Source organism: Photobacterium sp. AWH4_225 (genome assembly GCF_056158405.1).
In genome coordinates this window covers 146,278-166,486 of the sequence record NZ_JBSWTF010000004.1, presented here as the reverse complement: position 1 = coordinate 166,486, position 20,209 = coordinate 146,278, and the positions used below count along the sequence as shown (strand labels likewise).

The window sequence follows — 20,209 nt, the reverse complement described above, 5'->3', positions numbered from 1 at the left end:
ACAACAGGGAAGAATGCCATGACGATTAGTTTTCAATTGATTGAAACACCAGAAAATGAACAGGTAACAAGCCGGCAGGTGGCACTGCCTGCTTCGGGCGGCACTATCGGTCGCTCCTATGAATGTACGGTTCAACTACCGGATTTCAATCGCACACTCTCACGTGTCCATGCGGAGTTACGACCCCACGCCGCAGGGGGGGTCGAAATTATAGACCGCAGTACCAATGGGCTGTTTATTAACGGCATGCTGCTAGGAAAGGGAGGAAACCAGAGAATTGCCGATGGCGATAAATTAAAGCTGGGCGACTATACCTTGCTAGTAAGTGATATTGATGCCTTATTCGAGGCGGGTAACGCACAGTCTCAGTCTCAGCACACATCTAATTCACACACTTTCGGCCAGGGTGCTTTTAGCCCTAATAGCCTTGGTAGCGATGACTTTCAGGAATTCGTTTTAAATCGGCCAGCTCAAGATACGGATGCTCAAGCATTGGCTTCGAGGCCATTGGCCCCTGGAAAGCAGCAAGCACCTTCGAGTCAATTTTCCTCAGAGAATATCTTGGATGATGTATTTGGCTACGACCCGTTTGATGATGACGATACATGGCAGGAGCAGAGTAAGCCCGAGCAGGTCGAAGATGTGGTCATGCTCGATGAGGAAGCGGATCAGATTCTGTCTGGCAGTAAGGCGATGACTATTGCTGAACATCATCAGGCCGAGGAGTTGCAAACCAGTATCGACCGTTTGAACGCCATTATTGCCCAGCAGGAGCGCAGTTTGTCAGCCTCTATCGACAGGGAGAAATTGGTTGCCACTATCGAGGCGACGCTCGAGCGATTCCTTGAAAGCTTTCACCCGGCACACCTGGAAGACGAGTTTGGTGACTATGTCACCGGCTGGGGGAACAAAGAGAAAAAGTACTGGGCGCTATACAAGAAGCAGTTCAACCGTAAACACGCTCGCCGTGAGTATTACCGCTTGTTCTCTTCGATCTTGTTTGAAGAGTTGAGTGAGAAGAGGTGATTAGCATGAGCTTCTTGTTCGCACAAAAACCACATCAAGCGAGAAACTTTCTCCGTGGTGCCTTACCAGGCGGCTATTTTCTCGGTGGTTTAGCGCTGATTGGGTTAGTCAGTGGCTGTAGTTCGAGTGATAACAATGCTGCCTTTGTGCCAGCTATGTCTATGTCGGTAGAGCTTGCTGCGACAGATGAACTGAATGTGTTCGATGACGGCCAATCTCGGCCGGTGATTGTCCGTATTTACCAGTTAGCTGATGTGGGCAATTTCCAGAAGTCAGATTTTATTGCCTTGTACGAGTCGGATAAATCCGCTCTGTCTGACTCACTCGTTGATACGACTATTATGCCGCCTGTGCTGCCCGGCGAGCAGAGAACCTTTCAACTTGACCTACAGCAGCAAGCCAAATTTATTGGGGTACTCGCGGAGTTCTCAAATTACGAATCGGCAAGCCCTAAGGCCTATACCGCTTTGGTTGAGAGCCCGGAGGAAACCCCGCTGATTATTCGACTCACCAGCAACAAAGTGGAAGTGTCGCAGCCAGTCGAGGATGCCTGGTGGAAGTTTTAAGGAGTATTACTGTTGAAACGTCAAAATAAAGTTGTATGGAAAGAGGGGATGTTTATTGCCCCACAACATTTTCAGCAGCAAGACCGCCATACCACGCAATATATTCATAAATACATGTCAATGACGACAGGCGGGCAGTGCTTTGGTGTCACCGTGCTGGATATTGAACCTAATTACCTTAAGTTGGGGAAGTTTGGCGTCGTTAAAAGTAGCGGCATTTTCCCTGATGGCACGTTTTTCGATTGCGCTAAAGAGTTGTTGCTCGATATACCTGAAGGTACTTTAAATCAGCGTATTTATTTGGCGCTGCCGCTGTCAGTTGAAGGCGAAAACGAATATGGCGAGTCCTCTGAGAACCGGCGTTATGCCGTATCGCATTGCAATCTGTTTGATGTCAGTGACTCTGGCCAGAGTGCGATCAATGCCGATTTAGCCGAGCCGAATATACGTTTGGTCATTGAGGGAGAAGATGTCACCGGCCTTGCTTTATTGCCAATAGCCAGAGTACTCGAACGGCAGGAAAATGGCGAGGTCGTGTTGGATAAAAGCTTCATTCCAGCCTGCTTGCATTTTGGTGCTTCTCCTTTATTGAAAGAGCGAGTTAAAGAAATCTATATCTTGAGCCAAGTGAGAGCAATGGATGTTGTCCAGCGTATCGGTGCTGGGCAGCAAACCAAAAGTGACTTGAGCTTAATGAGAGAGTTCCTATGGCTTCAGACGCTAAACCGTTGGATGCCTTGGCTTCATTTAAAGTTAGAGCAACCAGAAACCCGTATCGAAGATCTGTATGAAGGCTTAGTGTCCTTTTCCGCGGAGCTTGATAGCTTTTCACCAGCGATGGCTGAGCCTCCAGTTGGGTTGTCGCGTGACAACTTGTTGAGCTGCTTTTCTAGCCTGTTTACTGAGCTGCGCGACAAACTGTCCATGGTTCAAAGTGACAATGTCACAGAGTTTGATTGGGATGCCGGGCTGTTTGATAAGCGTCGTTTGCTCAGGCTGTCGATTCCAAACCTTAACCAACTTGAAAATAAACGCTTTGTCTTGTCAGTACAGTCTCCGTACGGAACTGCCGAACTTGCCCAGACTTTCCCTAGTTGCTGTACCTTGAGTGGCTTAAGCCAGATTGTTGAACTAGTGCGCAATGGTCAATCAGGGGTGACTGTGAGTGTGCTGCCAGTTCCCCCAACTGAGTTAAAAGCGCAATCTGATGTGGCGTATTTTGAGATTGATGTTGCGCATGACTATTGGCAGATGCTCAAAACCAAAAGAGATCCCATTGCGCTGCATGTCGATAGCCGTATCCCAGAACTCAATATCAAGCTCTATGCGCTGGGGTAGTCTATGGACGATTTGTTAGATGAAGTGACCGTGACTATCACACCGACCAGTGATTCCAAACAGGCTAAGAGTGAGCGCTATTCATCAGGTATTCCGCTGTCACATGCCAATGAGCTGAAGAATAAAGCCCGATATTTATTGGCAATACAAAACAGCCAAGCCTTTGATAACCGTCTGCTTAATGTTTGCTCCGACTTACTTTCATATGCTGTGACGGTAAGAAGGATGCAATGTCCAGTCGACCTCTTTGCTTTCAGGGCTGGGTTAAAACTGGCAATTACCGAATTAAAGTACAAGATCGCTAAGTTGGAATATCCCCCTTCGGTGGCTGATAAAACCTGTTTCTTGCTGGCTGCCATGATTGACGAGCAAATTGTCCATTCTCCATGGGGTGAGGAAGCTGGCTGGGAAAATCAAATGCTGGTCAGTGAGCTTTTCGGTATTAAAAATGGTGGCGAGCAGTTTTATGTGGTGGCTGAGCGAGCATTGTTACAACCGGTTTTGCTGGTGGATATGCTGGAGCTGATATTCATACTGCTTAAAGTCGGTTTTAAGGGGCGATACCGAACTGAAGGTCAAGATCAGCTCTCAGTGTTAGAGCAAAGGCTAGAGGAAGCGGTGTTTTCTCGTAAGCGTAGCTATTTATTCTCCGAGCGACTCCCTGACATTAATGTTGAAGAGAGCAAGATCAAACTCGCAAAGCAGCCTCAAAAGCCGATTAGGGTATTGCGTTTTTTTCTAGGTTTTGTTGCTTTATCTGCTTTATCATGGGGCACACTGCAATACTGGTATGACACCCAAAAGCCCATATCTGCCAAACCCTTTATCCAGCTAACCAGCTTTACCGATGATTTATACAAAGTAGAAAGTACTCAGGATAACGAGTACGTGTACGTCAGCACGCCTGCCGATATCAACCGCATACAAACTCTAAAAGCAGCACCATCAGGTACCAATTCATCAACTAGTGCAAACAACGACTCATCCATTGCATGGGTGGTTCAGTTAGCCACGTTCAATTCACGCTCGCAGGTTGAGCAATTTCAACAGCAATATGAAAAGGCGATCCCGAATACGGTCATAGATGAATGGCGAGGGAAATACCGCCTGATAAGCGTATCCAATAATCGAGAGAATGCCGCTCAAACGCTAGCAACAGCCAATCAGCAAGGAATAGCCGATGCATTCATTTATAGCGATAAGCGTTAAATAGGTAGAGCCATGGGAAAGAGCAAAGCGATTGTAATAGCAGGGTTGCTGGCCTTGAGTATTGGAGGGCTGACCTGCCTTGGTTTGTATTTTTTAGGCTGGTATACCTTATCACCGTTATGGGCTGTGGTACTTCAAGTATTGGGCATAATCCTTGAAATGGGGTTAATCGGTTGGGGGATGTATGGTTATCTCCGTCGCCCCAAACCAGTGGTTGATGAAGATGAAGTATTGCGCAAAGCCCAAATGGTTCATTCAATCAAAAGCCGTTTCGAGGTTATCTGGAAAAGCCATTCAGGCCTTAATGCCGACCCATATCGATTGCCTTGGTATTTTCACCTTAGCCAAAATATCCAAGGCGATATTACTTTTCTGCGGCAAACTGGTTTTGAGCAAGTTCAGTCTTCTGCGTCATCGGCTGAGATATCAGGTGATGCAAATAGCCCGATTACATTTTGGGGAGCTGATGACGCCGTTTTGATTTCTATTGATATCAGCCATCCACAGGAGGCCGTCAAAGAGCAACTTGATGTGCTCTATGATCTTCTGCTGAAAAAGCGTGATCGTCAGGCAGTTAATGGTGTGCTTTGTACTCTGAACCTCAAGTCATTAGTACAAAGTGATGAACTCACTAGTAATGAAACCAGTCTGACTGTACGCAGTTATCTTGCCGATATGAATAGCCGGACAGGGCTATCAGTGCCTGTGTATTGTCTTTTTACCCATCTAGCCGGAATCAAGGATTGCTGCGAGTTGTTTTCTACCCTCAATGAAGCGGATCGGGAACAGCCGTTAGGGGCGCTTACCGATATATCAGGTAAAGGAAGATATGATAAAGCCTGGTTTGATACCTCTTTCGATGATGTGATTAAACGCCTGTCAGTGACAGTTTCTGAGGCGTTAAAACAACAGCTGAATGATGAATATCGAGAGTCTGCGGTAGCGGGGCTCTATCAGTTAACTGCTATTAAATTTGATATAGAGGACTTCCTAGCATCGACATTCAACCAGCACCAATTTGATGATGTAGAGCTTAACTTTAGGGGATACTTCATTTTTAATGCTGGTGGAGAGGCAAACTCAACGGATGTGCTGACATATTTGAATGCCGCAGAATTAGGTTTAGAACAGCTCGAAGCAGCATCAAGTGTAGGGGATGCAAATGGGCCTTCGCACAGTTTGTTTAGTAAGACGCTTTTTCGCAGGTACATTTTAAAAGAAGCTGGCCTTGTCGGCGTGTTCAAAACCAAAGAGTGGCAGTATCGTTTCTCTCGTGTTGCGGCTTTGGGCGGTATCGCCTTGCTGCTTTCAGGCTTTGGCTGGACGTTGAAATTACATTACGATAGCCAGCAGGCTATAGATAATCAGGCACTGGCATTGCTGGATCGTTATAAATCTAACCTGAAAAGTGATGTCATCATGCCAGATGACCTGTCATCACCCATTTTCAGCTTGTATGAGCTACGCCAAATCAACCAACTTTATCAGCATGACGACCGACCTTGGTACAGCTTGTCCAATTGGTTACCCGATTCAAGTATTCAGCCCTATGTAGAATCCGCGTATTTCCAAGAGTTAAACCGTGTATTGTTGGTATTGATGCGTGACTACATACTCAAAGATATGTTTGTCTACAACTCGCTGGATGACAAAGTCAAAACCTTGGAGCTGCTTAACTATCACCAATTGCTGTACAACCCAGAGCGACATGACGTTGATTCATTGGTCAATTACTATATCGCAGCACTCAAAGAAGAGGGCGAAGGGGACATTAACCTTCTTGAGCGATTTGAATTGCTTGCGAAGGATGTGTTGAACAGTGGTGCGGTACCGCCGGAATCGAATGAAGAGCTGCTAACACTAGTGAGAGGCTCACTATCGAAGAACGATATGAGTGAGTTGCTATACCAGCACATATTGCAGCACCCAAACTTCACCCGCCGTGTCGATATCAGGACTCAACTGGCTCCGTCATACTCATCGGTATTCCAGTTTGCCCCTGAATTTAGCGGTTATTTGATCCCTTATGTCTTTACTCGCGATGGTTTTGAAGAGTTAACCAATGAAACCGGGTTGCAATTAGCGAGTGAAGCGACACAAGCCTATGAAGGGGTGATGGGGCGCATCAGTGGCGAAGCGGAAATGAACCGGATAAATCGCCAACTTCGAGAGCGTTACACCAATGACTACATTCAGTATTGGAAAACACTGACAGCCAATATCTCCTGGGTGTCGGTTTCAACCTGGGGAGAAAGTACCATTCAGCTCGAGTTGGCAACCGACCCGCTTTATTCGCCGTTGGTGCAGCTGTATCGATTGGTCGAGCAGAACACAAACTTAGTCAGCATTTCACAGCAACTAGCCAAGCAAGAGCAAGAGAACGAGGCGCCACCGACAGCCCTTCGCAGTGATACTATTGAACGCGTCGCTACCTTGATAGCCGCATCGTTTTCGACCATTCACCAGCTAGTTGCAGTGGGTGACTCCGGTCAAAGCCAGTTGGATGTTGCCGTCAAGCAGCTGCGTGCAACTCATGACTGGGTGCAGCAATCTACCCAGGCAAGAACCCGCGGGGAATACTTTATCGAGCAGTTGAAAAATGTCGATACCAGTACTCCGATTTCCCAGCAGTACCAGTTAGCCAATGGCTACAAAGACCCAATTTTTCCCGCGATGTTGCGAGGTCAGGCATTAACCATTAACCACCTCGCTTTGGAAGAAACTCGAAGCTTCATCAACATCGACTGGCAGCAGTTGTATTCTGTCTATCACCGTCAGTTCGAAGGCCATTACCCATTTGATAAACAGTCTATGTTTGATGCTTCAACTGATGACTTTGAAGACTTTTTCAAGCAAGGCGGAATGTTCGACAGTTTTACTGCTAAGTACAGTAATTTCTTCGATAAAGGTAGCTTTGGCGAAACGGTTATCAAAGGCTTTATTGCCCATCAGGATATGATTATCTCCAACGACTACCGGTTACTAGAGCAGTCGGTGCAGCGGCTGCAAAGCGGTATCTTTTCGGATGGCAAACTGGGCTTTGAGTTTATGCTTAAAGCCCAGAAAATGTCGCCATCGCTAACCCGTTTTTCCATTGAATCGGGCACTAAGTTGTTTGAATACCGCAACGGCCCAGTGCTTTGGCGCAAACAATCCTGGCCTATCACCAATAATATCAGTAACGATATTTCTATCGTGACAACCGATAACTTAGGGGCAGATACCAGGGAGAAATTGAGTGGGGTATGGAGTTGGTTCCGGCTTGCCGACAAGATGCAAAGCAGCAATATGGCAGGTAGCTATGATGTAGCCTGGCATTACTTGGCCGACAGTAGCTATGTTAATTTGGTGGTGATGTCTGATGGCCGAGAGCAGCCATTCTCGCCGCGTTTCTTTGCCCAGTTAGCACTACCGGAAAGGTTATGATAGAGCGCATTAGAGATTATTTTATGCCAGCTAGAGCTGCTCCGGCTAATATACGCACTAGCCCGCAACCTGAGTGGCTTTTGGAACAGTTATGCCTGCCGAGTGACGCCCAGATTGAGATTATAAGGCAGAGCTGCTTGAAGGTGACTCAGGAAGACAAGGCTTTAAAGGTGAAATATGGGGAAACACCTGCTGAAGCCTATGCCCTGCAGCGTGAAGCCGAGTGGTTGACTCGGCTTAGCGCACTTAACCTCACGAGCAGTGAATGCATTAAATTCTATAGAAACGGCCAGCAAAGTTACTTGCTGACAAATTACCTATCTGGCTTGTCAGCCAACCAATGGCTGCGAGAACGGCGTAAGAGTATTGATGAACCAAGCTACATCGCTCAGCAAGGCTACAATGACCAACCCAGCTACACTCACCAGCTAAGCTATTATCACCAGATATCAAAATACCTTGAGTCGGTATTAGACCAATTAGAAGCCATTCATAGTAATGGTTTTGTTCATGGCGATATCAAACCCAGCAATATTATCTTTCACCCTGACAATACAGCCAATCTCATCGACTTTTCAAATACTCGAAGGATAGGAGAGCCATGGCTGGAGCGAGGCTTCAAACAATTCAGTCCATCCTATTTCTGCAATAAGCACTCATCTACCGCAACTATCAAGCAAGACTATTACGCCTATCTAATCTCATTGATGGTGCTGTTTGAGCCGGAGACACGTGTTAATGAGTCGACAATGGAAGGCTTCGACACTTTAATAGAAAAGTATGCAGAGGACAGGGTGATATCAACTCGGTTTAAGCACCGCATTTTGGCGTTGAATAGGTCGTTGTAATCAATAAGTCACTAGAAGCAGCCATTGGAAAATGGGGTATATAGAAGAGTAAAGGAGAGTGCGGATCGGGAGCCTCATCCCGATCCAAATTAATCTACATCCTATAACGCGGCAAGGATCGCCTCGGCAGAACTGACTTCAAACTGGCCGCCTTCTTCGACATTCAGTTGTTTGACAACACCATTTTCAACAATCATGGCATAACGCTGTGAGCGTATTCCACCAAATCCCTCAGTGTCCATTTCTAGACCCATTGACTTGGTAAAGCTCGCATCACCATCTGCGATCATCATCAGCTCAGAAGCGTTTTGTGCTTCGCCCCATGCCTGCATCACAAAAGCGTCATTCACAGCGACACACGCAATAACGTCGACCCCTTTTGCTTTAATTTGATCAGCCAAGACCACAAAACCGGGTAAGTGTGCTTCTGAACAAGTTGGTGTAAAAGCACCGGGTACGGCGAAAAGCACTACGGTTTTATTGGCAAACAACTCTTGGGTTGAGTGGTTTTGCATCCCGTCTTCGGTTAACTGGCTAACCGTACCATTAGGTATAGATTGACCTTGTTGAATCATGCGTAATGTCCTTGTTGGCTAATGTCCTAGAAGTGTAGATGCCAACCGCCGTTAAAACCATCTGAAAAAATGGGTGTATGCCTAAATGAATTTTGTTCAAGAACTCTTCATCATGATATTCACGCTTTCGCTATCTGGAGTGGTGTCGCATTAATAAAAAGTGCGTTAGGTTTTTATATTTGTGATGATGTAGAAAAACAATATATAAAGCGGTTAATTTCATGGAGGAAAGATGACCAACCAAGATTTATTAGAATAGGCACTTCATAGTGGAGCAATAATTCATCAACCTCATGCTTTAAAGGCATATTTGTCAGCCAATTATCTGACGGAGAGATTGGGTAATGGCGCAGCTATATTTTTACATACATCAATGCTAATGAAGAATGATTCAATCCATGTTTTGCCTGAATATGTTGAATCAGTACAAGCTCCACAATTACCAGAATTTCGTATTCATCGTATGTTACAACGTGGTATTTACCCTGCATCATATCAAGCTACCTTTCAGTGGTATCAAAGCAAAGGCTTTCAGGGTATTTTTGAACATTTTGCTAATAAAGCCTCACTGAATAATGAGTATCTGTCCCACAATGTTACGATTCTACTTGCGATGAATTCAGTGTATTCAGAGCTAAGTCCAGACCAGGTACCAACATTCTTAAATCGCTTTACAGAGTTTGTTACATCTACCTTTTCCGGTGCAAACGAGGTTGAAGTTAAGAAAGAGAAGCTCGTTGTTTCAGATGTATTGGTATCTTGCCTTGAACAATTTGGTTTCTTTGGGCATAACCTTATTACCTTAGCATGGTTGTTACGCTGTAAAGAGCAGTTATCAACTACTCAATATGAATCTATGCTTACTAATTTATATCATCAAGCAAATAGCCCACTGGAAGACCCTGACGATAATATTGATCTATCAATTTGGGAGCGGTGCGAGTCACAACAAGATAGAAAAATTTTTATCCAACAAGTGAATCGCTTAATATTCGACTACACCTCAAATTTACACCAAATCACGCTTGCTGATGCTTTGCTTTTCCTAGAATCTGAATTTCCGAGTAAAACAGCAGAGCTGGCTAAAATTGCGCAATACCAATGCCTTATTTTAGAAAAGTGAAAACCCCTTAAGAATTTATTCTTAAGAGGGACTAAGTATAAAAAAGTTGTTCAAGTCGCTCCTGAAGCCCGGGTATAACATGTATGATTATTTTGAAGGTTAAGTATAGCGTGCGCGTATGATTTAAATTTGGCTGATATCACAAAAGGACTTAAGGTCATCTCGGAATGATTTTATGATACAAACATCAGCACAGATGGATACATTAGTGAACCTTATGCAAATGAGATCTGGTTAGTTCTATTGTGTAGGTGGTTAGGCGGAAAAAGGTGTGCTTTAGACGGTTTCAGTTAACTTGAGTATATAAGGGGTTATTAAATGGAATTAACATGTCACTGCGGCAATGTAAGCCTTAAACTAGACGTTATTCCCGAGGAAGTGGGTGAGTGCAACTGTTCAATCTGCCGCCGGTATGCTGCATCTTGGGCTTACTTCTCTCCTAAGCAAGTTGAAGTGAAATGTAGTGAAAAAACTGCATCCTATTGCTGGGGAGATAAAAAGGTCGAATTTCACCGCTGTAATACATGTGGTTGCCTAACCCACTATGTAACCACAGAGAAATGCGATGCGAATATTTTGGCGGTTAATATGAAAATGGCTGAATTCGAGGTACTCGCTAGTATTCCCGTACGAAAAATCGATGGGGCGTCCTACTAGACTCTTTGAGCCAAGTCCATTGAACTTGCTGATTTTACTTGTATTTCATTAAGACTATACGGCACTATGTCATAAGTCATTTCTAGTGAGATGTACGATAACGTACCTGATTACTTCAAAGGAGCAAGAATGAAATCAACAAGCATTAAAAACGTCGTGTTTGATATCGGTAATGTCATTGTACGTTGGGCTCCTTTAGAAATTATCAGGCTGACATTTGGCAATGATCGTGATCACCAGGAGCTAGCCAAAGCCATCTTTCAATCTGATACCTGGATGGATCTCAACAAAGGCTTTATATCAGAAGAAGAAGCCAAGGTACGGTATCAGACTTCATTGGGCTTATCAGATCTAGAATGTGAACGGCTGTTTTACTACGTAAAGCACACCCAGCTTCAGATATTTGGTTCTGTTGATCTAGTTAAGCGTGTCAAAGCCTCAGGTTATAATGTTTATGCGCTTACCGACAATGTGCATGAAATTGTAGCTTACCTTAAGTCGACCTATTCGTTCTGGAGCTTGTTTGAAGGTGCAACAGTTTCTGCTGACTTAGGCTTACTAAAACCTCAAGCTGCCATTTACCAAGCTTTGTTGAAACAAAATGATATTAAGCCTTCAGAGACTGTGTTTATCGATGATATGCCATATAACGTCGAAGGTGCTAAGGCTGAGGGTATTGCCGCAATTCAATTTGAAAATGCAGTGCAGTGTGAGGAAGAGTTACGAGAATTGGGCTTAGTGTTGTGATGGATATAAGGAAGTAAATAATGATTTCATATCAGCCGTCTAAGAACCTAACTAAATCTGCTGAAATCACATTTTTTAATATGCGCCCATATTATGAGCAGCTATCTGTGCACTGGGAACAATCAAAGATACTTGAGCAAATACAGTGCCTGGATAACTGGGATATTCTCTATGATGGGGAAGTTATTGGGGTCATACGGATGTCATTTGATAGTGAGGGCGGTTATTTACGCGATCTTCAGATCTGTGGGGAATTTCAAAACAAAGGGTTAGGTGCAAAAGCTTTAGATGAAGCGATGCGACTGAGTAAACAGGCTTGCGCAGAGAAGCTTAGGCTTAGAGTCTTTAAGATAAGCCCTGCATTTCATCTATATCAACGCTGCGGCTTTCTTGTCGTCAGTGAAGATGAAAAGTTTATCTATATGGAAAAGCTTGTTTAGAAATTCGGCAGGGATAATTTATGAAACCTGAGCAGATTGGTAAAGCCTACGACCAAATTACCCATCTATGGGAAAGTGACGATTTTAACCGTAACAACGGGATAGAGGCACATAAGCGAGCGTTATCTTTTGTGAAAAACAAAGGCAAAGCGCTGGATATCGGTTGTGGCTGCACAGGTCGGTTTATTGACTTACTAATGGAGGAGGGCTTTGGAGCGAATGCTATTTCAGGCATTGATGTATCTGAGAAGAAGCTGGTGCTTGCGAGGAAACGTCATCCACAAATTGGATTTATCCATGCTGATATATGCAAGTTTCAGTTGATCGAGAAGTATGACTTTATCACTGCTTGGGACAGTGTTTGGCATATTCCGCTTGCAGAGCAGCGCAATGTACTGACTAAAATTATCGAAAGCCTTAATAGTGGTGGGGTATTTATCTTTTCTTTTGGTGGTACTGCTGAAGAAGGCGCCCATACTGATAACTTTATGGGACCAGATGTTTATTATTCATCGCTTGGCACCAATGGGTTCTTAAACCTTTTCATAGAACTTGGCTGCGCGATAAGACACCTTGAATTTGACCAATACCCAGAGTTGCATACTTATCTGATTGTAGAAAAACAGTAGTTCTTCTTTTGAGGTATCTGATTTGAGGTAAATAACTGCTTCAACTACGATTACAGTGCTTGAGTGCCAAGCAAGCATTGTCTACAATGACGCACTTTTTACTATAACCAGGTCATAATTATGAGCGATTCTAAACCAGCATTGCCAGATCATCTTGCATGTAACCCTCGCAGCCCACACCACGTGGCTGAGTGCTTCGAGCACGCGATCGGTATCCGTCTTAACGGCAAAGAGCGTACAGATGTTGAAGAGTACTGCATCAGTGAAGGTTGGGTAAAAATCCCTTCGCCTAAAGCGTTGGATCGCCGCGGCCAGCCAATTCTGATCACCCTTAAGGGTACAGTAGAAGCGTACTACGTTTAAGTCGCTGCTATTAACATATAGAGCCTACTCAGGCTCTATATGTTCCAAACACTGTATGTTCTAGACTTCCACTCCCTCAAGCCCTCCCAATTAAGTTACTCAATACCACAACCTGATTCTTCATTTTGTTCTCGTATAGACCAACCAATAATGGATTGGCCGATAAATTGCTAGCTCATAACTTAAACAGGTAAAGCAGTTAAACAGCAAAACGATTCCAACACATCTAGAGGAACTGAAGCCTTAACACTCTTCCATAGGAGGCAAATATGAAAGGTACGTATTTGGAAGCCGTGTCATTTCATGTCGTGCTAAGCACTGATCTTTTCCGCTATACACCATCTGAGCTACTGGTGATCTTCGAGCGTAGATTATGCGATTCTCTGAGAGAGCGCAGAGAATTTACCTGTCCGTCAAATCGCTCTCACCGAGAGCAAAAAAGAAGTCATATTCGTTTGTTGGTTGCCGATATTCGCAAATTGCGAAGCTTAGTTGGAGTCAGTAAGCAAAATAGGTTGTCTGCAGCAGGCGTGATTAAACAATTTGAAGGAACCTAAATTGAAATTTTTCTCTTGTTTATCGTGTCTATACTACTGACTTATAGAACATGGAGTGGGCTAGTTATGAAGTTGATGCTTAGGATATTTGCTGCTTTTACTCTTTGGGGGAGCCTAGCATTACCGGCAATGGCATTAGAGCCAGTGTATAGTGACTTCTTCGGCAAGGCGATAAAAGGGTACGATCCCGTCGCTTATTTTACACAGAGCAAACCCGTACGCGGCGACGATGATTATACCTATCACTGGAAGGGGGCCGAATGGTATTTTTCATCTGCTACTAATAGGGATGCTTTTGTTCAGAACCCTGATAAATATGCCCCGCAATATGGCGGATATTGTGCGTGGGCAGTCAGTCAGGGATACACTGCTAAAATAGACCCGGATGCTTGGTATATTCACCAAGGCAAGCTTTACCTAAACTACAGCAAATCTGTACAGAAGAAATGGCAGCAAAATGTTCCGAAACATATAGCGCAGGGCGATAAGAATTGGCCAACTTTGCTCGCTGACAATTAATTTACGCTAGGTGCTCTACTAATAAACGTGCAGTATCTGGTTTCTTGCTTGCATAACTGATGCGATGAGAAATGTTTGAGTGATCATGACTTAGTGATAGCACTTCAAGTTTTGACAAGTCATAGAAAACATTTACATTCGCATCAATATTTGCTTTAGATTCAAAGAGTAACTCTGTGGGCTCGTTGGCCGTTAAACTTACATTCACAAATATACTATTGGTAAAATTAGACAGGTAAAACTGTTGTACAGCTTGGTTAGTATCCATTCTGGCTGACAACTCAGGTTCACCTTTAAGGATTAGTGTTGTTCTGCGGTTTTCGCTGCCAACAAGTGTCACACTACAAAGATCCTCGGCAGAAATTTCAAACACGTCACCTTGCAAATGGATCTCAACATCCATTAGCTCTCGCAGTGCACAATCTAGATCGTACTGATTATATACACTGACGGTTTGGAACCTTTCTCTTACCTTGAACATAGCTTCTCGCGATTATAATAATTAGCGTGTGACTTTATTTTTGAACCGGCATCCTAAAAGGAATAGGGCTTTTTTTCTAGATAATAAGTTTGATTGAATCGATGAAGTTTGATTATTAAGTTAATCACTGGCAATTAAGTGCTTCATGAAAAACACCGCCAGCTGGCGGTGTTTAATTTTATTCAAAAGATGCTTGATGTTTATTGAACCACTTCGCCACTTTCGATAACTGTTTGACGGACTTTGTCGGCAAAATCCAATGCTTCTTGGCGGATTTTGTCTTCGTCAACGGTTGTCATTTCGCGGTTTTTCATTAGGATTTTACCGTCAACAATGGTGTGCTTAACGTTTGGTGCATAAGCAGAGTAAACCAGTGCAGAATATGGGTTGTAAACCGGTACCATGTTTGGCGCTTTGGTATCGATGACAATGATATCAGCCAGTTTACCAACTTCTAGTGAGCCGATAGTGTCTTCCATGTGAAGAGCACGGGCTGCACCAATGGTTGCCATTTCAATCACTTTAACCGGAGGCATAGCCGCACGGTCTTGGTTAACTAGCTTGTGTACTTTAGCAACCTGGTTGAACTCATCAATGGTAGAGATGGTATTACCAGACATTGGGCCATCAGTACCTAGGCCAATACGCAGACCTTCTTCCTGCATCTTCATTGCTGGAGATACGCCTTTGGCTGACTTGATATTCGCACTCATGTTGTGGGCAATACCTACGTCATGCTTTTTCAGCAACTCAATATCGCTGTCGCTGACATGAATAACGTGTGCGCCTATAAGCTTAGGTGTTAGTGCACCGATATCCGCCATGTACTCAACCGGAGACATACCACCGCTACGTTCTGCGATGACTTCTTCTTCACGATCTGACTCAGCCAGGTGGGTAAGGACAGGTACATCATACTTCAACGACAGCTCAGTAATCTTTTTTAGTGTCTCTGTTGTGTTGGTATATGGCGCATGTGGTGCAAAAGCTGGAGTAATACGAGGGTGATCTTTGTATTCTTCAATGAAGTTAACTGCATATTTGATACCTTCATCGGCATTCGCCGCATCGGCAACAGGGAACATGATGACAGTTTCACCTAAGATGGCGCGCATGCCAATTTCATCAACAGTTTTCGCGACTTCATCTTCGAAGTAATACATGTCTGCGTAAGTAGTAACACCGCCTTTCAGCATTTCTACGTTACCCAGTTGAGCACCGATGCGAACCATGTCACGAGATACTAGTTTTTTTTCTAGCGGGAAGATGTAGCGGTGCAGTCGGTCAGGCACGTCATCGGCTAGCGAGCGGAAAACTGTCATTGATACGTGGGTGTGGGTATTAATCAAACCCGGCATCACGATATCACCATCAGCATCGATGATTTTCTTGGCCTCAAACTCTTTAAGGTCGCTGCCGTCAGTAACTGCAACAATTTTATTTTCTTTTACTGCAACTAAGCCGTTTTCATAAACGTTTTTGTCTTCATCCATCGTCAAGACAGTTGCGTTTTTGATCAGCAAGTCAACATTTTCGGCGGCAAGGCTAGAAGCACTAGCGAGGGAGGCGGCAGCAAGGGAAACTGCAACAAGAGTTTTTTTGAACATGATCATCACCAGACATCAATGAAATTGCGCAGATAATACCTAATAGCAATCTATTGAAAATCAGTATTGCAGAGTCTGATCACATTCTGTGAGCATGGTCACTTTCTTGGGTGGACTATCGATGAAAGTCGCGCAATAAAGCATCGAAAATACGGAGCGAAACGTTTGCGTCGCCCCGTAGTTACACTTTAGCGCTGTTTCATATGTTGCTTACGTAGCGCATAAACCATCCATATGGTTAGCACGGTACTACACATAGGGAGAGCAATCCAAACGCCATCGACACCTAATACTTTTGCGAGACCAAAAATGAATAGACTGATGAGGATCAGTTTACCACCAGATAGCATCGAAGCTTCGCGAGCACGGTTGATTGACTGGAAATAGGTTGCGCCGACTAACAGCATCCCTTCCATTGGCAGGCCCCAGAAATAATGCTGAATGCCGTTAACAGCAACAGGGTGAAGGGCTGGGTTGTCACCAGCAAAGGCATAGACGAGCCAGTCTGGCTGGCTATAAATAAACGCTACACCTAATAACGCAAACCCTAATGTTGCAGCAAAAGCGAGATTTCTGACGGCGATAACTCTATCATGACGACCTGCACCAGTGTTGTAACTTGTAATCGGTTGTATACCGAGCGCAATGCCTTCAAAGATCAGATAAAAGAAGGCTTCGGTGTAACTAACAATGCCATATGCCGCCACATGAATTGGCTTACCAACCCACAAAAAGGCTTTGTTATGCAGTGTCAGTACCACAGAGAGGTAAAGATACATAAGTAGGCTGGAAAAGCCGAGCTGGCAGATTTGACCAACATCGTGCCACCTTAGTTTAAGCGTTTGCCAGGTAATACGAAGCTGGCTCTTATCTGAGAAGAAATGCTGCAGGCAGAGTAGGGCTGTCGCCAGTTGAGATAACATGGTTGCAATCGCTGCACCGGTTAGCTCCCAAGGGATCACGACAATAAACAGCCAATCTAAAACAACATTTAGTACACCACCCAAAATCATGATTAAGGTAACGCGATTTGGCTGACCGTCGTTTCTCAGTAGTGCAGAAAAAGCCATTGAGATAATTGGAAAGGCACCAAGGGTGAAATACCAAAACAGATAGTCAGAAGCCATCTTTAAGATTTCACCTTCAGCGCCTAGCCAGCGAAGCAGTGCTTCTCCATAAATTACGCCAAGGGTGCAGGTGACTAGAGATATGACAACGCACAAAGAGAGTGCATTGCCAACAATGTTTTTCGCCTGTTGTTCGTTGCCTTCACCTAACTTAATCGATACCAACGCAGAGGCACCCATACCAATCATTGCACCAAGTGCATACAGGATTGAGCCTATGGGGTAGCCGAGCATAATACCGGCAAGGCCATTTTCACCAATAAAGTGGCCGACAAACATACCGTCGATAGCGACATAAATCCCGGTTACCAGCATAGCGGCAATAGTGGGCATGGTATAGCGTAAGAAAAGACGACCGATCGAATCTTCCTTGAGCGAAAGGTGTGAAGCTGAAGACATAGCTAACTACTTATGTAATGGGATAAAGGCACTTAATAAGAGGTATTTGTGTACAGTCTTATTGTTTGATTCACGCTTTAGGGGATGATGGAGATGATACTCTCCATCAGAAACTTGGTGCTCGTTGAGTAACTGAGCGGCAATATGATCAGTTGATTCCATCAACTTGATGCCGTCTTTGACATAGTCATCGAAATTGGCAGGTAACTGGCCAAGCCACCAAGCAGGGATCTCTTTACTGGCTTTGCTGCGATCAAACCAATGATCAGCAACCACAACAATAAAAGAGGTTTTTGACAATGAAAGATTGCTTTTTACATTGGCAATAGTGGAAACCAAACCATTCCGGCACGCCTTGTTGGCGCTAAGTAAACGGTGAGCTACAACCGCAATGGTGAAATCCGTAGTTTCTAGCACAAATACTGGCTGTGAGATCTGGTCATCATTTTTGAGTTGCGAGAAGTGAGGGGCGAATTCTGCTTGTTGCAGTGTGGCCATAATTCTACGGCAAAGTGCTTTTCCAAGGTGATTCTCACGCATTCCTCGGTTATGAACCGTAGGGTAATGTTGCGCACACAATTTTGAGCAGTCTTGTTGAAACTGCTCAATGCTGGTTGAAAGGTATTCAGATATTAGTTGTTCAGAAAACAAGTTTGCCCCACTAGCTCACAGCATAGGCTGGAGTGGGAACCCTTTTCTCCAGCCTTAAAGTCCGTTATGGACGTAGATATCTATATCGTATCAGAAAAATGACTATGAGCACTTAATATCAGTGATTTAGTTGGGGTGAAACAGTGACTTATTTAACACGTATGGTGTTTAGCTTAACAGGAAGCCTCTTGATAAAGGTTTTGTAGCGAAATGCCAGAAGACTTAGTGCAATAAAAATGTAAATGATCGGCTCGATATGCCCTGATTTTACCGACCAGATATAATGAATAGGTGATAGTAAGGTCGCAAGGTACACCCAGTTGTGAAGCTTCTGCCAGTGTTTGCCCATCCGTCGCTGGATGCCCTGAGTTGAAGTAACTGCTAGGGCTAGCAATATTATCCAGCTTACCGCACCGACGGTAAGATAAGGCCTGCTAACTATCTCATCGAGTAGGAGTGACCAGTTGAAATTCAAATCTAGTGCAATATAGCCAGTCAGATGCAGTACAGCCCAGAAAAAACAATACAAGCCGAGTAGGCGACGAACGCGTACCAGCATCCCTGCTTTTAGCAATTTTGCCAGTGGTGAAATGCACAGCGTTAACAATAAGGTGTTTAAGGCGGCTTTACCTGTGTAGTGACTGATCCCTTGTACGGGATCAGCACCTAAGCCACCGGAAAGCGTAAGGTATACCAACTGTCCAACGAAAATAAGGGACACACCGTGGATCAGTACTTTTAGCCAAAACACTTGGCGTGGCGTCATCTTTAATCGCCATTGAGTCGTCATTTGTAATGGCATGTAGCTCTCCTGATATATATCCCGTTTAATGCCTTTAAGCTCTTGTGATTGAAGCTTGGTTACATAAGTGGTTGGTTAGTAATTTCGTTTGAGATCTAAGCCTTTGTATAACGAGGCGACTTGAGACTCATAGCCGTTGAACATCTTGGTTGGTTGGCGGCGACTACTAAAGATACTGCCTTCACCAATAAAACGTTCACTGGATTGACTCCAACGAGGGTGATCCACTTTTGGGTTTACATTGGCATAGAACCCGTATTCGTTAGGTGCCAGTATGTTCCAGGTTGTTGGTGGTTGTTTATCGGTCAACGTGATCTTCACTACCGATTTAATGCTCTTGAAGCCGTATTTCCATGGCACTACCAACCTAATTGGTGCACCGTTCTGCGGAGCCAATGTTTTGCCATAGAGGCCGACAGACATCAGAGTCAGAGGGTGCATGGCTTCATCCAGCCTCAACCCTTCAACATAGGGGTAATCAATACCACCACCTAGGCGTCGAGAAGCTTGCCCGGGCATTTGTTTAGGGTCATATAGGGTTTCGAAGGCGACATACTTGGCAGTACTGAGTGGCCCCGCTTTCCTGAGTAGCGATGCTAGTGGAAATCCCAGCCAAGGAATATTCATCGACCACGCCTCGACACAGCGAAGACGGTAAATGCGTTCCTCGATAGGAAAAGACTTGAATAGGTCCTCATAACCTAATGTGATCGGATTACTAACCAGCCCGCCAATTTCAATATTCCAAGGGTTAGTTCTGAAGTTTTGGGCTCTTGCGGCAGGGTCTGATTTGTCCGTGCCAAATTCGTAAAAGTTATTGTATTCGAGAACCTTGTCTTCTGGGGTGAGGGACAAGGCTTTATTTGAATAAGGTGATGATGTAGAAGCCAAAGCCCGTCTTTTATCAACTGCTGTTTCTTTTTTACCAAAACCATCGAAAAGACCAGCCTGGGCGGTTTGCGCGAGAGGTAAACCTGCAACAGTAATACCCAATGCCTTCAAGATGGTGCGTCTTTGCTTGTAAATAGCCTCAGGAGTGGCCTCATTTTCGCTCAGAGATAACTGAGAGGGTCTTTTGATTAGCATTGAATATTCCTTTACCAAAGATGATGTTAAACA

At 44.4% G+C, this 20,209-nt stretch carries 21 protein-coding genes; 14 read left to right on the top strand and 7 right to left on the bottom strand.

Annotation, left to right across the window (positions count from 1 at the left end; genetic code table 11):
* The first annotated feature begins 18 nt into the window (after positions 1-18).
* The 6 genes from ACXAD4_RS18135 to ACXAD4_RS18110 all read left to right on the top strand — a co-directional run bounded on the left by ACXAD4_RS18135 (position 19) and on the right by ACXAD4_RS18110 (position 8,413).
* A complete protein-coding gene (locus ACXAD4_RS18135; protein WP_475243201.1) occupies positions 19-1,026 on the top strand; it encodes a type VI secretion system-associated FHA domain protein in 1,008 nt (335 codons plus the stop codon).
* Between the two features lie 5 nt (positions 1,027-1,031).
* Entirely contained in the window at positions 1,032-1,592 is a 561-nt protein-coding gene (gene tssJ, locus ACXAD4_RS18130) for a type VI secretion system lipoprotein TssJ (protein WP_475243200.1), read from the top strand.
* Positions 1,593-1,604: 12 nt separating this feature from the next.
* Positions 1,605-2,930 carry a type VI secretion system baseplate subunit TssK gene (gene tssK, locus ACXAD4_RS18125; RefSeq protein WP_475243198.1) on the top strand — a complete coding sequence of 442 codons (1,326 nt, stop codon included), beginning with the start codon at positions 1,605-1,607 and terminating at the stop codon, positions 2,928-2,930.
* A gap of 3 nt (positions 2,931-2,933) precedes the next feature.
* The gene (icmH, locus tag ACXAD4_RS18120) at positions 2,934-4,139 is read left to right on the top strand and encodes a type IVB secretion system protein IcmH/DotU (protein ID WP_475243197.1); all 1,206 of its coding nucleotides are present in this window, start codon (positions 2,934-2,936) and stop codon (positions 4,137-4,139) included.
* 12 nt (positions 4,140-4,151) lie between these two features.
* On the top strand, positions 4,152-7,565 hold the full coding sequence (gene tssM / locus ACXAD4_RS18115; RefSeq protein WP_475243196.1) for a type VI secretion system membrane subunit TssM: 3,414 nt from the start codon (positions 4,152-4,154) through the stop codon (positions 7,563-7,565).
* A gap of 143 nt (positions 7,566-7,708) precedes the next feature.
* Entirely contained in the window at positions 7,709-8,413 is a 705-nt protein-coding gene (locus tag ACXAD4_RS18110) for a protein kinase domain-containing protein (RefSeq protein ID WP_475245582.1), read from the top strand.
* 101 nt (positions 8,414-8,514) lie between these two features.
* Here ACXAD4_RS18110 and ACXAD4_RS18105 read toward each other — a convergent pair whose 3' ends face one another.
* Complete coding sequence (locus ACXAD4_RS18105; RefSeq protein WP_475243194.1) at positions 8,515-8,988, bottom strand: redoxin family protein; 474 nt, start codon at positions 8,986-8,988, stop codon at positions 8,515-8,517.
* 277 nt (positions 8,989-9,265) lie between these two features.
* Between ACXAD4_RS18105 and ACXAD4_RS18100 the strand changes: the two genes are divergently transcribed.
* The 8 genes from ACXAD4_RS18100 (at position 9,266) to ACXAD4_RS18065 (ending at position 14,023) form a co-directional block, all read left to right on the top strand.
* Positions 9,266-10,111 carry a hypothetical protein gene (locus ACXAD4_RS18100; RefSeq protein WP_475245580.1) on the top strand — a complete coding sequence of 282 codons (846 nt, stop codon included), beginning with the start codon at positions 9,266-9,268 and terminating at the stop codon, positions 10,109-10,111.
* Between the two features lie 318 nt (positions 10,112-10,429).
* A complete protein-coding gene (locus ACXAD4_RS18095; RefSeq protein ID WP_475243192.1) occupies positions 10,430-10,768 on the top strand; it encodes a GFA family protein in 339 nt (112 codons plus the stop codon).
* A gap of 129 nt (positions 10,769-10,897) precedes the next feature.
* Complete coding sequence (locus tag ACXAD4_RS18090) at positions 10,898-11,515, top strand: HAD family hydrolase (RefSeq protein WP_475243190.1); 618 nt, start codon at positions 10,898-10,900, stop codon at positions 11,513-11,515.
* A gap of 20 nt (positions 11,516-11,535) precedes the next feature.
* A complete protein-coding gene (locus tag ACXAD4_RS18085; protein WP_475243189.1) occupies positions 11,536-11,955 on the top strand; it encodes a GNAT family N-acetyltransferase in 420 nt (139 codons plus the stop codon).
* A gap of 20 nt (positions 11,956-11,975) precedes the next feature.
* Positions 11,976-12,584, top strand: coding sequence for a class I SAM-dependent methyltransferase (locus tag ACXAD4_RS18080; protein ID WP_475243188.1), 609 nt, complete (start codon positions 11,976-11,978; stop codon positions 12,582-12,584).
* A 120-nt stretch (positions 12,585-12,704) separates the two neighbouring features.
* Entirely contained in the window at positions 12,705-12,947 is a 243-nt protein-coding gene (locus ACXAD4_RS18075; RefSeq protein ID WP_107296735.1) for a DUF3297 family protein, read from the top strand.
* Positions 12,948-13,216: 269 nt separating this feature from the next.
* The gene (locus tag ACXAD4_RS18070) at positions 13,217-13,504 is read left to right on the top strand and encodes a hypothetical protein (RefSeq protein ID WP_475243187.1); all 288 of its coding nucleotides are present in this window, start codon (positions 13,217-13,219) and stop codon (positions 13,502-13,504) included.
* Between the two features lie 66 nt (positions 13,505-13,570).
* Positions 13,571-14,023: a YHS domain-containing (seleno)protein gene (locus ACXAD4_RS18065; protein WP_475243186.1), complete on the top strand. Its 453-nt coding sequence runs from the start codon at positions 13,571-13,573 to the stop codon at positions 14,021-14,023.
* A gap of 1 nt (position 14,024) precedes the next feature.
* Here the strand turns inward: ACXAD4_RS18065 and ACXAD4_RS18060 are convergent, their stop codons facing one another.
* The 6 genes from ACXAD4_RS18060 to msrP form a co-directional block, all read right to left on the bottom strand.
* On the bottom strand, positions 14,025-14,426 hold the full coding sequence (locus ACXAD4_RS18060) for a hypothetical protein (protein ID WP_475243185.1): 402 nt from the start codon (positions 14,424-14,426) through the stop codon (positions 14,025-14,027).
* A 278-nt stretch (positions 14,427-14,704) separates the two neighbouring features.
* Complete coding sequence (locus ACXAD4_RS18055) at positions 14,705-16,114, bottom strand: amidohydrolase (protein WP_475245578.1); 1,410 nt, start codon at positions 16,112-16,114, stop codon at positions 14,705-14,707.
* A gap of 185 nt (positions 16,115-16,299) precedes the next feature.
* Positions 16,300-17,637 (bottom strand): MATE family efflux transporter, encoded by a 1,338-nt coding sequence (locus ACXAD4_RS18050; protein WP_475243184.1) that lies wholly within the window; start codon positions 17,635-17,637, stop codon positions 16,300-16,302.
* A 6-nt stretch (positions 17,638-17,643) separates the two neighbouring features.
* Positions 17,644-18,135, bottom strand: a complete 492-nt coding sequence (locus ACXAD4_RS18045) for a hypothetical protein (protein WP_475243183.1) — start codon at positions 18,133-18,135, stop codon at positions 17,644-17,646.
* Positions 18,136-18,436: 301 nt separating this feature from the next.
* Positions 18,437-19,090, bottom strand: coding sequence for a protein-methionine-sulfoxide reductase heme-binding subunit MsrQ (msrQ, locus tag ACXAD4_RS18040; RefSeq protein WP_475243181.1), 654 nt, complete (start codon positions 19,088-19,090; stop codon positions 18,437-18,439).
* Between the two features lie 75 nt (positions 19,091-19,165).
* Entirely contained in the window at positions 19,166-20,176 is a 1,011-nt protein-coding gene (gene msrP / locus ACXAD4_RS18035) for a protein-methionine-sulfoxide reductase catalytic subunit MsrP (protein WP_475243179.1), read from the bottom strand.
* Between the last annotated feature and the right edge of the window lie 33 nt (positions 20,177-20,209).

Bases quoted from the DNA above. Each gene is read 5' to 3' on its own strand.
- ACXAD4_RS18135 (WP_475243201.1), top strand. From the start codon at position 19: ATGACGATTAGTTTTCAATTGATTGAAACACCAGAAAATGAACAGGTA.
- tssJ (WP_475243200.1), top strand. From the start codon at position 1,032: ATGAGCTTCTTGTTCGCACAAAAACCACATCAAGCGAGAAACTTTCTC.
- icmH (WP_475243197.1), top strand. From the start codon at position 2,934: ATGGACGATTTGTTAGATGAAGTGACCGTGACTATCACACCGACCAGT.
- tssM (WP_475243196.1), top strand. From the start codon at position 4,152: ATGGGAAAGAGCAAAGCGATTGTAATAGCAGGGTTGCTGGCCTTGAGT.
- ACXAD4_RS18105 (WP_475243194.1), bottom strand. From the start codon at position 8,988: ATGATTCAACAAGGTCAATCTATACCTAATGGTACGGTTAGCCAGTTA.
- ACXAD4_RS18095 (WP_475243192.1), top strand. From the start codon at position 10,430: ATGGAATTAACATGTCACTGCGGCAATGTAAGCCTTAAACTAGACGTT.
- ACXAD4_RS18090 (WP_475243190.1), top strand. From the start codon at position 10,898: ATGAAATCAACAAGCATTAAAAACGTCGTGTTTGATATCGGTAATGTC.
- ACXAD4_RS18085 (WP_475243189.1), top strand. From the start codon at position 11,536: ATGATTTCATATCAGCCGTCTAAGAACCTAACTAAATCTGCTGAAATC.
- ACXAD4_RS18080 (WP_475243188.1), top strand. From the start codon at position 11,976: ATGAAACCTGAGCAGATTGGTAAAGCCTACGACCAAATTACCCATCTA.
- ACXAD4_RS18075 (WP_107296735.1), top strand. From the start codon at position 12,705: ATGAGCGATTCTAAACCAGCATTGCCAGATCATCTTGCATGTAACCCT.
- ACXAD4_RS18070 (WP_475243187.1), top strand. From the start codon at position 13,217: ATGAAAGGTACGTATTTGGAAGCCGTGTCATTTCATGTCGTGCTAAGC.
- ACXAD4_RS18065 (WP_475243186.1), top strand. From the start codon at position 13,571: ATGAAGTTGATGCTTAGGATATTTGCTGCTTTTACTCTTTGGGGGAGC.
- ACXAD4_RS18060 (WP_475243185.1), bottom strand. From the start codon at position 14,426: ATGGATGTTGAGATCCATTTGCAAGGTGACGTGTTTGAAATTTCTGCC.
- ACXAD4_RS18050 (WP_475243184.1), bottom strand. From the start codon at position 17,637: ATGTCTTCAGCTTCACACCTTTCGCTCAAGGAAGATTCGATCGGTCGT.
- ACXAD4_RS18045 (WP_475243183.1), bottom strand. From the start codon at position 18,135: ATGGCCACACTGCAACAAGCAGAATTCGCCCCTCACTTCTCGCAACTC.
- msrQ (WP_475243181.1), bottom strand. From the start codon at position 19,090: ATGCCATTACAAATGACGACTCAATGGCGATTAAAGATGACGCCACGC.
- msrP (WP_475243179.1), bottom strand. From the start codon at position 20,176: ATGCTAATCAAAAGACCCTCTCAGTTATCTCTGAGCGAAAATGAGGCC.